10 protein-coding genes and 1 riboswitch are annotated in these 12,271 nt (G+C 63.6%); all 10 genes read left to right on the top strand.

The features are described from left to right. Positions 1–140: 140 nt before the first annotated feature. Positions 141–388, top strand: a riboswitch (cobalamin riboswitch). Positions 389–513: 125 nt separating this feature from the next. The 10 genes from ACZIYR_RS12355 (at position 514) to ACZIYR_RS12310 (ending at position 11,771) form a co-directional block, all read left to right on the top strand. Then, positions 514–2,331 carry a TonB-dependent receptor domain-containing protein gene (locus tag ACZIYR_RS12355; RefSeq protein WP_483526889.1) on the top strand — a complete coding sequence of 606 codons (1,818 nt, stop codon included), beginning with the start codon at positions 514–516 and terminating at the stop codon, positions 2,329–2,331. Next, positions 2,276–3,232: a cobalamin-binding protein gene (locus ACZIYR_RS12350; RefSeq protein ID WP_483526888.1), complete on the top strand. Its 957-nt coding sequence runs from the start codon at positions 2,276–2,278 to the stop codon at positions 3,230–3,232. The genes ACZIYR_RS12355 and ACZIYR_RS12350 overlap by 56 nt, the downstream gene beginning before the upstream one ends. Further along, positions 3,213–4,220: a FecCD family ABC transporter permease gene (locus ACZIYR_RS12345; protein ID WP_483526887.1), complete on the top strand. Its 1,008-nt coding sequence runs from the start codon at positions 3,213–3,215 to the stop codon at positions 4,218–4,220. Before ACZIYR_RS12350 ends, ACZIYR_RS12345 begins: the two co-directional genes overlap by 20 nt. Positions 4,221–4,302: 82 nt before the next feature. Further along, on the top strand, positions 4,303–5,070 hold the full coding sequence (locus ACZIYR_RS12340; RefSeq protein ID WP_483526886.1) for an ABC transporter ATP-binding protein: 768 nt from the start codon (positions 4,303–4,305) through the stop codon (positions 5,068–5,070). 1 nt (position 5,071) lies between these two features. Beyond that, positions 5,072–6,403: a cobyrinic acid a,c-diamide synthase CobB gene (locus ACZIYR_RS12335; RefSeq protein ID WP_483526885.1), complete on the top strand. Its 1,332-nt coding sequence runs from the start codon at positions 5,072–5,074 to the stop codon at positions 6,401–6,403. Positions 6,404–6,413: 10 nt separating this feature from the next. Then, the gene (cobO, locus tag ACZIYR_RS12330; protein WP_483526884.1) at positions 6,414–7,025 is read left to right on the top strand and encodes a cob(I)yrinic acid a,c-diamide adenosyltransferase; all 612 of its coding nucleotides are present in this window, start codon (positions 6,414–6,416) and stop codon (positions 7,023–7,025) included. Positions 7,026–7,070: 45 nt separating this feature from the next. Continuing rightward, positions 7,071–7,352 (top strand): RES family NAD+ phosphorylase, encoded by a 282-nt coding sequence (locus ACZIYR_RS12325; RefSeq protein WP_483529079.1) that lies wholly within the window; start codon positions 7,071–7,073, stop codon positions 7,350–7,352. A 456-nt stretch (positions 7,353–7,808) separates the two neighbouring features. Then, positions 7,809–8,504, top strand: a complete 696-nt coding sequence (locus ACZIYR_RS12320; protein ID WP_483526883.1) for a hypothetical protein — start codon at positions 7,809–7,811, stop codon at positions 8,502–8,504. An 8-nt stretch (positions 8,505–8,512) separates the two neighbouring features. Further along, a complete protein-coding gene (locus tag ACZIYR_RS12315) occupies positions 8,513–10,123 on the top strand; it encodes an ORC-CDC6 family AAA ATPase (RefSeq protein WP_483526882.1) in 1,611 nt (536 codons plus the stop codon). 181 nt (positions 10,124–10,304) lie between these two features. Next, positions 10,305–11,771: a cobyric acid synthase gene (locus tag ACZIYR_RS12310; protein WP_483526881.1), complete on the top strand. Its 1,467-nt coding sequence runs from the start codon at positions 10,305–10,307 to the stop codon at positions 11,769–11,771. The last annotated feature ends 500 nt before the right edge of the window (positions 11,772–12,271 follow it).

Here is a 12,271-nt window from a genome sequence, read left to right as displayed (position 1 = left end):
CGATCTGATTCGTTAAATAGCGCGCTATTCGCCTCATCAGATCGATAAACTTGTCTCGAAATCCGTGTTCCTCGAGACGATCGGTCAAACCCGACAGGCTCCCAGGCCGGCGCGCGTTGACGGCTTCCGGCGGTGTTGCTAGGTTACGCGCACTCTCAGGTGCCCCAGGCGCGTCACAGCGCCGGGGTGAAACGGGAAGTCGGTGCGCGGTGCTCATGCCCAAGGCAAAGGGCCCGCCATTCCGACGCTGCCCCCGCAACGGTGATCGAGACAAGAACGGCCGAGATGCCACTGTGCCCAGGCACGGGAAGGCCGCCGTTCGGGAAGCCGGCGCTTCACGCCGCTTCCGCTCGTCAGCCCGGAGACCGGCCTGAGGTACATTGCCGGGTTGCGGTGGGCGACCTCGAGGCAGGGTAGAAGCTGCCGTTCATCTCCCTTTCTCGACGCCCCTCACGCCGTCCCGGCTTCGCCGAGAAGACCGTGCGGGTAGGCACGGCGAGCAAGGGAATCAAAATGAAAACCAAGCAACACATGGCCGCTCAGGGCCTGGCCGCCTTCGGCCTGGCCGCGCTCCCTCTGGCCGTTCAGGCCCAGACCACCTCCGCCGAAGACACCGACGCGCTCAACCCCATGGTGGTCACCGCCACCCTGGCGCCGCGCACCGCCGACGAGACGCTCTCCTCGGTGACCCTGCTCGACGAGGCGACCCTTCGCCGCCAGGACCCCACCAGCGTCACCGACCTCTTCCGCGGCCAGCCCGGGGTGGACGTGACCACCAGCGGTAGCTTCGGCAAGAACAGCAGCGTTTATCTGCGGGGTGCCGGCAACGAATCGACGGTGCTGATGATCGACGGCATTCGCCTGCGCTCCGCCACGGCCGGCGGTGCGGCCTGGCACTATCTCGACCCGCGCATGTTCCAGCGCGCCGAGATCGTCCGCGGCCCCAAAGGCAGCCTCTATGGCGCCGATGCGGTGGGGGGCGTGGTGCAGCTCTTCACCCACGAGGCGAAGGAGGGCGGCCCCCACCCGAGCGTGTCGGTGGGCGGCGGCTCCTTCAATACCCAGCGCTACAGCGCCACCTTCTCCGGCAGCAGCGGCGGCACTCGCTACAGCTTCGCCGGCAGCCGCTTCGACACCGACGGTGCCCCGGTGCGCCGCGACGGCGAGGACAAGGGCTACGACAACACCACCGGCCTGGCGCGGCTCTCCCATACCTTCGACGGCGGGGCCGAGCTGGGCGTGCTGGCGCTTAGGGCCCGTGGAAGCAACGAGTTCGACGGCGGCGAGAGCGACTTCGTCCAGCAGGTGGCCGGCGTCTATGCCGAGCTGCCGGTGACCGACCGCTGGACCAGCCGCCTGACCCTCAGCGAGGCGCGTGACGAACTCGACACCTTCAATACGACATCCCCCTCTCTCATCGAGACGCGCACCCAGACGGCCCGCTGGCAGAACACCCTGGCGTTCGGCTTGCACGAGCTGGTGGCCGGTGCCGAGTACAGCGAAGACCGGGTCTCGGGCACCACGGATTTCGATGAGAGCCGCCGTGACAACACGGCCGTTTTCGCCCAGGGGCTGCTCGACTTCGCCCCCTTTGCGCTGCAGGCCGCCCTGCGCTATGACGACAATGAGGCCTATGGCGAGGAGGTCACCGGCAGCCTGGCGTTGGGCTACGACCTGGACGACGCTCACACGCTGCGTGCCAGCGTCGGCACCGCCTTCCGCGCTCCGACCTTCAACGACCTTTTCTGGCCGAACTCGGGCAATCCCGACCTCAAGGCGGAGACGTCCGAGACGGTCGAAGTCGGTCTGCGTGGCAGCTATCAGTCCTGGTACTGGGACCTGGCGGCCTACCAGACCGATCTCGATGACATGATCGCCTGGGCGCCCACCGATAGCGGCCTCTGGGCGCCGCAGAACATCGCCGAGGCCCGCATCCGCGGTGTCGAACTCTCGGCAGGGGCACAGATCGATGACTGGACGCTTGCGGCAGCGCTGACCTGGCTCGACCCGGAAAATCGCAGCGGCGCCAATGCGGGCAACCGCATCCAGCGCCGTGCCGGTCAGAGTGCGCGCTTTGACGTCGACCGCGAACTGGGCGACTGGTCGCTGGGCGGCTCCTGGATCCTGCAGGGCTACCGCTACGACGATGCGGCCAACGAGGATCGCATCAGCGGCTTCGGGCTGGTCAACCTGCGCGCAGGCTGGGCGTTCGCGCCCATGTGGTCGGCCCGCCTGACGGTCGAGAATGCCCTGGACAAGGAGTACGAGACCGCTCGTGACTACATCAACGCCGGCCGCGCGGCCTTCGTCAGTGTTCACTTCGGCCAGTAGCGGCCGCTTCGGCGGGGTCCTTGGCTCCGCCGTCCCCCTGCTGGCCCTGTCCGGGCCGGTGGTCGGCGAGGCGCGTGCCGGTTCGCTCTGCGCCATCGACGATCTTGACCGGGAGGTGTGCCTCGAGCAGCCCGCCGAGCGCATCGCCGCGCTCTCGCCCGGTGCGACGGAGCTGGTCTACGCCGCCGGGGCGGGGGAGAAGGTGGTGGCGGTGGTGGCCTACAGCGACTACCCGCCCGAGGCTCGCCAGGTCCAGTCGGTGGGCAGCCATACCCGCATGGACCTGGAAACCCTGGTGACCCTGACCCCCGATCTGGTGATCGGCTGGATGACCGGCAACCCGCCCGAGCAGCTGGAGACCCTCGAGGGGCTGGGCATGCCGGTGTTCTACATCGAACCACGCGACTTCGAGGGCGTGTCCAGCGCCATCGAGCGCCTGGCGCGGCTGGCCGATACCCGCGAGGAGGGGGAGCGTGTCGCCGCCGAGTTCCGCGACGGCATGGCGGCGCTGGCCGAGCGCTACGCCGACGCCGAGCCGGTCTCGGTCTTCTACCAGGTGTGGGACGAGCCGCTGATGACCATCAACGACGAGCACCTGATCGGCCAGGTGGTGGCGATGTGCGGCGGCGTCAACGTCTTCGGCGAGCTGTCGCGGCTGGTGCCACGCATCGACGACGAGTCAGTGCTGGCCGCAGACCCCGAGGCGATACTCGCCGGCGGCATGGGCGAGGAGAACCGCGGCTGGCTGACCCACTGGGAGCAGTACCCCAGCCTGACCGCCATCGAACGCGACAACCTCTACTTCGTGCCGCCGTCGCTGATTCAGCGTCCCACGCCGCGACTGCTGGAAGGCAGCCGCCTGTTCTGCGAGCGTCTCGACCATGCCCGCGACAAGCGCTGAGGCCGGCATGGCCATGCCCCGACGCTCGCTGTGGTCGCCGCTGGTCGCGCTGGCCCTGCTGGGGCTGGCGGCGCTGCTGCTCTCGGTCACGGTGGGCAGCGCCGCCCTGTCGCTCTCCGACGTATGGGCGGTCGCCCGCGGCGAGGGCAGCCCCCTGGCGCGCACGCTGATCCTCGACCTGCGCGTGCCGCGCTCGCTCTCGGCCTTCGCCGTGGGTGGCCTGCTCGCCGTGGCCGGGGCGCTGATGCAGGTGCTGCTGCGCAATCCCCTGGCCGACCCCTATGTGCTGGGGCTCTCCGGCGGCGCCTCGGTGGGGGCGCTGGCGGCGATGCTGGCGGGGCTGGGCGGGGCGGTGATCACCGGCTCCGCCTTCGCCGGGGCCTTTCTCTCCACGCTGCTGGTCTTCGGCCTGGCCCACGGCACCGGCAGTTGGACCCCTTCGCGGCTGCTGCTCACCGGGGTGGTGGTGGCCGCCGGCTGGGGGGCGGTGATCACCCTGATGCTGGCGATAAGCCCCGCCGAGCGGCTGCCCGGCATGCTCTACTGGCTGATGGGGGATCTCTCCTACTCCCGCACGCCCTGGCCGCCGCTGGCGCTGCTGGTGCTCATCTGCCTGCTGCTGCTGCCGCTGGGGCGCAGCCTCAACGTCATGGCCCGCGGCCCGCTGCAGGCGGCGGCCCTGGGGGTCAGGGTGCGTCCGCTGGAGTGGACGATCTACCTCGTCGCCAGCGTGCTCACCGCCACCGCGGTGACCACCGCCGGCAGCATCGGCTTCGTCGGCCTGGTGGTGCCGCACATGCTGCGCCTGGTGCTGGGCAACGACCAGCGCCTGATCCTGCCGGCCTGCGCCCTGGCCGGCGGCACCCTGCTGGTGCTGGCCGACGCCCTGGCGCGCACGATGATCGCGCCGGAGCAGCTGCCGGTGGGGGTGATCACCGCGCTGCTCGGCGTCCCCACCTTCCTCTACCTGCTCTACCGGAGCCGCTGATGCGACCTGCACCGAATCGGGATCGGGTCACGACTGGCGCGCCCAGCGCCCTGTTGCGCTACCCGCGCCATGGGGGCCGCCGATGAACCGCCTCGAGATCCGCGAGCTGGTGATCGACGTGCCGGGGCGGCGCGACGGCCGGGCGCTGACGCTTAGCGTCGAGCCGGGGCAGGTGTGGGGCGTGCTGGGTCCCAACGGTGCCGGCAAGACCACGCTGCTGCACACCCTGGCCGGGCTGCGTGCCCCTCGCCGTGGCCAGGTGCTGGTCGACGGCAGCCCGCTGGCGGCGCTGGGCCGGCGCCAGGTGGCGCGCACCCTGGGCCTGGTGTTCCAGGAGCGCCACGACGGCTTTCCCGCCACGGTGCGCGAGACCGCGCTGATCGGCCGCCACCCTTGGCTCTCTGCCTGGCAGATGGAGGGCGGCGAGGACCTGCGCCTGGCCGAGGCGGCCCTCGAGCGGCTCGACGTGGCGCACCTGGCCGAGCGGCTGGTCAGCACGCTCTCGGGCGGTGAGCGCCAGCGCCTGGCCGTCGCCACGGTGCTGACCCAGGCGCCGCAGATCTGGCTCGCCGACGAGCCCACCAACCATCTCGACCTGCACCACCAGAGCGCGGTGATGGCCCTGCTCGCCGGTGAGGCCGCCGAGGGCCGCGCGGTGATGATGTGCCTGCACGATCTCAACCTGGCGGCACGCTGGTGCGATCACCTGCTGCTGCTCTATCCCGACGGCGAGGCGTGCTGGGGGCCGGCTGACAGCATGTTGGTGACCAGTGCCCTGGAGCGGCTCTACGGCCAGCGCCTGGCCACCGCCGAGATCGACGGCGCCCCTGTTTTCGTACCCGTGAGGTGATATGACGACTTCGACGATTCGCGGCGAGGCCCATGCCGCCCTGATCACCGCCCCCGGCTCCGGCCAGGGCAAATCCATGGTCACCGCGGCGCTGGCGCGGCTGCACCGCAATGCCGGCCGCAAGGTGAAGGTGTTCAAGCACGGCCCCGACTACCTCGACCCCATGGTGCAGGAGGTGGCCTCGGGCCAGCCGGTCTACCAGCTTCACCCCTGGATGACCGGCGAGGCCGAGTGCCGCTGGCGCCTGGCCGAGGCGGCCCGTGACGCCGACCTGATCCTGGTGGAGGGCTCCATGGGGCTCTTCGACGGCGACCCCTCCAGCGCCGACCTGGCCATCCTGGCCGGGCTGCCGGCGCTGCCGGTGATCGACGCCTGGGGCATGGCCCAGACCTTCGGCGCCGTGGCCCAGGGGCTGGCCAACTACCATCCCGAGCTCGCCATCCACGAGGTGATCGCCAACCGCGTGGGCAGCCCCGGCCACGGCCGGCTGCTGGCCGAGAGCATGCCGGCGGGGCTCTCGCTGCTCGGCGCCATTCCCCGCCACGAGGCGATGAAGATTCCCGACCGCCACCTGGGGCTGGTGCAGGCCGGCGAGCTGGCGGGGCTCGACGCCCAGCTCGACGCCGCCGCGGAGGTGCTCAAGGAGACGGGCCTCGACCGCCTGCCGGCCAGGGTGACGCTCGAGGCCGAGGCCCCCGAGCCGCCGCCGCGGCGGCTCGAGGGGGTGCGCATCGGCGTGGCCCGCGACCACGCCTTCGCCTTTCTCTACCGCGCCAATCTCGACCTGCTCACCCGGATGGGCGCCGAGCTGCGCTTCTTCTCGCCGCTGGCCGACAGCGAGCTGCCCGGCTGCGACGCCCTCTGGCTGCCCGGCGGCTACCCGGAGCTGCACGGCGGAACGTTCGCCGCCAACGCGCCGATGCTCGCCGCGATTCGTGACCATCACGGCGCCGGCCGGCCGATCCTGGCCGAGTGCGGCGGGCTGATGGCGTGCATGGACACCCTGGTGGACGGTGAAGGGCACGAGCACGCCATGCTGGGGCTGATGCCCGGCACCGCCCGCATGGCCGGCAAGCTCAGCGCCCTGGGCCTGCAGAGCCTGACGACGGACGCCGGCGAGCTGCGCGGCCACACCTACCACCACTCGCGGCTGGAGACGCCGCTAACGCCGGCCGCCCATGCCCGCCGCCTGGCCGGCAGCCCCGCCGAGCCGGTCTTCGTGGCGGGCAGGCTGGTGGCCAGCTACTTCCACGGCTACTTCCCCTCGGCGCCGGCCCTTGCCGCCGCCATCTTCCGCGGCGAACCGCTGCGTTTCACCCAGGATAAGGACTGAGGAGACCCCCATGCGCGAGAACGCCAAGGATCCCCAGCGCCATGCCCGGCGCATGGCGGCCAAGCAGAAGGTCATGCAGGCGCGCATCGCCGGCGCCCAGAAGGAGCAGGGCCTGCTGCTGGTGCTCACCGGCCCCGGCAAGGGCAAGAGCAGCTCCGGCTTCGGCATGCTGGCCAGGGCGCTCGGCCACGGCATGAAGGTGGGCGTGGTGCAGTTCATCAAGGGGCGACGGGAAACCGGCGAGGAGGCCTTCTTCCGCCAGGTGCCGGGGGTCGAGTACCACGTGATGGGCGAGGGCTTCACCTGGGACACCCAGGACCGCGAGCGCGATACCCGCGCCGCCGAGGCGGCCTGGGAGGTGGCCCGGCGGATGCTCGCTGACTCGAGCTTCGACCTGGTGCTGCTCGACGAGCTCACTATCGCCCTGCGCCATGAGTACCTGGACCTCGACCGGGTGCTCGACGACCTGCAGGCGCGGCCGGCCATGCAGCACGTGGTGGTCACCGGCCGCTACGCCCCCGAGCAGCTGATCGAGCTGGCCGACACCGTCACCGAGATGAAGGTGGTCAAGCACGCCTTCAAGGAGCAGGGCGTCAAGGCGCAGAAGGGGATCGAGCTGTAGGGTGGGACATCATCAGGAAGTAGCCCGTTTGCTGTCGCCTGCCGTCTGGGGGTCTACGAGGCAGAGGATGTCTCGATGGACACCTGGGGGCTGGCCTCCCTGCCCAAGGGCTGGGCGGCGTTCCCCTATCCGGTGGCGACCCAGACCCTCGGCTCCGAGTGGCTCCGCGCCGCAAGCGGCTTGATCCTGAAGGTGCCGAGCTGCGCCGTGCCCGGCGGGCTGGAGCCGATCGCCGTCGTGAACCCTCGGCATGAGGAGATCATGCGCCTGCAGCTCATCGAGTCGATCCCGGTGACCTACAATCCCCGAGTCTTCAAGCAGCCATAGCATGCCGCAGAAAGCTCAAGATTCCAGTGGGCATGCCGAAGTCATCTTTAGTAGGCTGGGCGTTACAGGGTGTATCCGGGCAGGGGGTTGCTGTTTCTACCAGGCGATTCTGGCGGCCCGTAGCGAGATGGCGGTGCCAAACGGTACTGCCTGGCGGTAGCGTGCCCACAGATCGGAAAATCCATACCGAGCAGGGCAGGGAGCTTGCGATTGGCAGATATCGACTCAGAGCGGTCGTGGTGGCAAAGGCAGCAGTCAGGTTCATCGGGGATATACAGCATGCACGATGATTGGTGCTATACTGCCGAGCTATACTTAATGTCTAGTGTTTTCAATAGGATGGAATACGTTCGATCGCGCAGCATAACATTGTTGAACGTGCGTGCGCGTTCAAGTGGAATATCGAGACGCTATATAATACAGCTGTTACATTTTCGATTAAAGGTATCTGGTTTCATGGATATTCAAGAATATTTTGAAAGCTTGAATAGCGAATCGCAAAAGGTATTCCTTAGATCCAAGTCGGAAAAAGACAAGCTTGGAGCACTTCATCACCTGTCTTCATGTGTTCATGAGTTTTCAGAGCATGTTGTTGACCCTCAGGAACGAAAAATTCTCGAAACAGTTAGTGTTCAGTTGGAGTCATCAACTTTCAATTTGACACTGGGCCTATATAGGCAAGCATTCTCTTCTTTAAGACTCGCATTCGAGATGGGACTGGCAGCCATATACTTCTCGGTTAATAAAATGGAGCTCTACGAGTGGCTTGATGGGCGCACAGATATTAAATGGTCACGCCTAACTGATGAAGATAACGGAGTCCTGTCGAAACGATTCGCAAGGGCGTTCTTTCCCGACCTTACTGACAATATTGATGATTATCGACAGAAAGCGACTTCTGCCTATCGAAAACTTTCAGAATACGTCCACGGGAATAGTGAAACATGGGACAGCGGTATCAAACTGGCTTACAGTGATGATCTATTTAATCGATATTTCGAATATTACAGAACTGTTTCAGACGTAATATTGTTTGCGTTGATATGCCGGTATACAGGTACATTTAATGAGGCTGCTAGAGAATCTTTAGAATTTGTGCCAGAAGAGTTTAATCACATAGCGAATATTAGAGCAATGTTTGGTCGATCATAGGGATGGCAATGAGTGATTTTTACCTTAGAACAGAGAGCATAAAACCGACAGATATTATAGGTCTATCCGTCGTTAATGAATCAGATAGGAGCATCCTAGATACTCTTAAGTCGAACGAACCTTGCCTTCTTGAGGGGTCTCGTGGAACTGGAAAATCTTTCTTAATGCGGGTCGCAGAGCTCGAACTTGAGTCAGAGAATGATCACTATGTGACTGTTTATGTTCCTTTTAATATGAGTTCGTTGATTAGCACCGATGACAATCTTCAATTCTATCATTGGATGATGGCAAAAACGCTTAAGCACTTGCTTAATAAATTAAGAAAGCGAGGCTTTGTTGTTTCAGGGTTCACTGCGAATCTATTAAGTAATGATGAGAGCGATAATGAAGGTGAGGTCGAGGTAAGCTTAAAGCAGATTGTGAAGCTTTTCGAAGAGTCATATAAAGGAAAAACTCAGATAGATATATCGGCGCTCCCCGATATTGAGGATGTAAAAGAGGCAATTCAATCGATATGTGAAGAAAATGACATAGATAGAGTTTACTTCTTTTTTGATGAGGCTGCTCATGTTTTTAGACCAGAGCAGCAAAGGCAGTTCTTTAATCTATACAAAGATATACGTTCCCCCTATATCACTTGTAATGCAGCGATATATCCAGGTGTCACTCACTTTGGCGACTCCTTTGAGCCTGCCCATGATTGCGTATATAGAAAGCTAGAAAGAAATATATACGACTCTGATTACCTTCAGTATTTTAAGGACATAGTTACAAAACAATCAGATGATAGCCTTAAGGCAGATATTGATAAGAATAGAAGTTTGTTTAACACGCTAGCACTGTCATCTGGTGGCAACCCTCGAATGTTGTTGCGCACAATTCAAGATTTGACTAAGTTCAACACTAGTGGCGCAAACTCTGCCATAAAATCTTTTTATCGATCCCAGATATGGTCTGAGCATACTGATCTGGGTGAAAAATATCGTGGACATCGAAGTGTTATCGATTGGGGTAGAGACTTTCTTGAAAACTCAGTCATTCCTCGTGTTGAGGAGTACAATAAATCACGAAAGGAAAAAGGAATTGATGAATCAACGATATATTTTTGGGTTCACAAAGATGCTCCAGCGGCGGTTAAAGAGTCGTTGAGACTTCTTACTTATACCGGGATTATTAGGAAAGTAGATAGTGCAATTAGAGCGACAAGATCTGAACTGGGAACTCGGTATGAGATAAAATATGGCTGCATGATATCTTTGGAAAGCAATCCACATGGCGAGTCGCAAGAATTTTTTAAAAATTTGTCAATTAAGAAATTTCCGGAGTTTGGAAAGAACTATGGCGCCTACTCTGGAAGTGAAAATCTGTTAGAGAATGACGATGAAATGCAATACGAAGAATCGTTAAAATCGCTCCTTCAGAAATCTATTGACGTACTGGTTGGATTGACAGCATGGCAAAAAGGAAAGCTCAAATCCGCGGGAATATTGACTATTGAAAACCTACATAATAAGTCAGAAGAAAACCTAATAGAAGACATATATGGCGTCGGACCTGCGAGGGCGCGAATAATGAAAAATGCGGCGACAGCTGAACTTCTTGAATATATCTCTGGCTAAATGTAACAAGTGGGTGAAGCTGACCGGTACTGCGCTGCGCTCCGCACCGGCAGCTTACCCAAGGCGTTACCCTGAAACTATCACCAAGGCGATGCCGCCGACGCTGATACCATCGGCCTTGGCCCTGACCAACGCTTTCGGGGCACAGGCATTCCACCAACAGCGAGGGACGGCGACTAGCATGGCGACACTGATGATCCAGGGCACCACCTCGGATGCGGGCAAGAGCACGGTGGTGGCCGGGCTGTGCCGGGTGCTGGCGCGGCGAGGCGTGTCGGTGGCGCCGTTCAAGCCGCAGAACATGGCGCTCAACAGCGCGGTGACGGTGGACGGCGGCGAGATCGGCCGCTCCACGGCGCTGCAGGCGCTGGCGGCGGGGGTGGACGCGCATAGCGACATGAACCCGGTGCTGCTCAAGCCCGAGAGCGACCGCGGCGCCCAGGTGATCCTGCGCGGCCGGGTACATGGCCACATGGACGCCCTGGACTATCACGCCTTCAAGCGCACCGCGCGGGAGAGCGTGCTGGCGGCCTGGCAGGCGCTGTCGTCGCGCTTCGAGGTGATCGTCGCCGAGGGGGCGGGCAGCCCGGCGGAGATCAACCTGCGCGAGGGCGACATCGCCAACATGGGCTTCGCTGAAATGGTCGACTGCCCGGTGGTGCTGGTGGGCGACATCGACCGCGGCGGCGTCTTCGCCCAGCTGGTCGGCACCCTGGAGCTGCTCAGCGAGAGCGAGCGCTCACGTACCCGTGGCTTTATCGTCAATCGCTTTCGCGGCGATATCGCCCTGCTCGAGCCGGGGCTCGACTGGCTCACCGAGCGCACCGGCAGGCCGGTGTTCGGCACGCTGCCCTACCTGCAGGGTTTGCTGCTCGACGCCGAGGACAGCATCGGCCGCGACGGCCGGGTGGGGCAGGGCGCCACGCTGAAGGTCGTGGTGCCGGCGCTGCCGCGCATCAGCAACCACAACGACCTCGATCCGCTGCGCCTGCACCCCCAGGTCGACCTGACCTTCATTGGGCCTAATCAGGTCGGACCCGGCCGGGAGATTCCGCCCGCCGATCTGATCATCCTGCCCGGCAGCAAGAGCACGCGTAGCGATCTCGCCTGGCTGCGCGCCCAGGGCTGGGAGGAAGCGATCATGCGCCACCTGCGCTATGGCGGCCGGGTGCTCGGCACCTGCGGCGGCTTTCAGATGCTCGGTCACGCGATTCACGACCCCGAGGGGCTGGAGGGGCCGGCGGGCTCCAGCGAGGGGCTGGGGCTGCTCGAGTTCGAGACCCGCATGGTCGCCGGCAAGCAGCTTCGCAATGTGAGTGGGCGCTTGCTAGCCGATGACGTGCCGATCGCCGGCTATGAGATCCATAACGGGGTGAGCGAGGGGCCTGCCCTGGCGCGGCCGCTTTGCGAGCTGGAAGGCCGGCCCGACGGCGCCGTCAGCGCCGACGGCCGGGTCATGGGCACCTACCTGCACGGCCTGTTCGACCGGCCCGAGGCCTGCGCGGCGCTGCTCGCCCGCAGCGGGTTGGAGGGGGCAGAGGCGGCGGTGGATTACGACGCCCACCGCCAGCGGGAACTCGACCGGCTGGCCGGCTGCCTGGAAGCGCAGCTCAATCTCGACGCCCTCCTGGCGCTGCTGGAGCGCTGACGCCCCTGAGGAGACACCCGGGAGGTATCTGACGGCGATTTTCCGGCTCTTCGCACTTTAGCGTGAACATGTTTGGCAGGTTCTATGGTGGGAGGCCGGCTCTGCCGGCGGTGCGACGCTTCGACGAAGGCGCCGCAGGCGCCCCATGGGTAGCGCTGTGCGCTACTTCGCGAGCTGAAGTCGAGGCGTCGAACCGTCCCTCCCACATAGCCTGTTCACGCCAGTCTGCGATGAACCGATTTTCCTCTCATTCTTTCGTCGATGTGGGCGCCTTAATGCGGGCGCCTCTCACCTGGCCGGGCGGCGTCGGCAAGAAAGTTGACGTTGACGTAAACGTCTTAAAAACTCCCGCTTTCTTGTCGACAATATTGGCGAATTCTCCGGTTTATCCCGCCTGGAGCGCGAGCCTTTCGCCAGCGAGGCAGCGCTGTGTCGACAACTTCGCCGCCGGCCCTGCCAAGCCTCCTTTGCCCAAGGTCGAATGTTCGCTGTCGCGGCGC

Source organism: Billgrantia sp. NRB1 (assembly GCF_056921725.1).
This window is presented reverse-complemented; position numbering and strand designations above follow the sequence as displayed.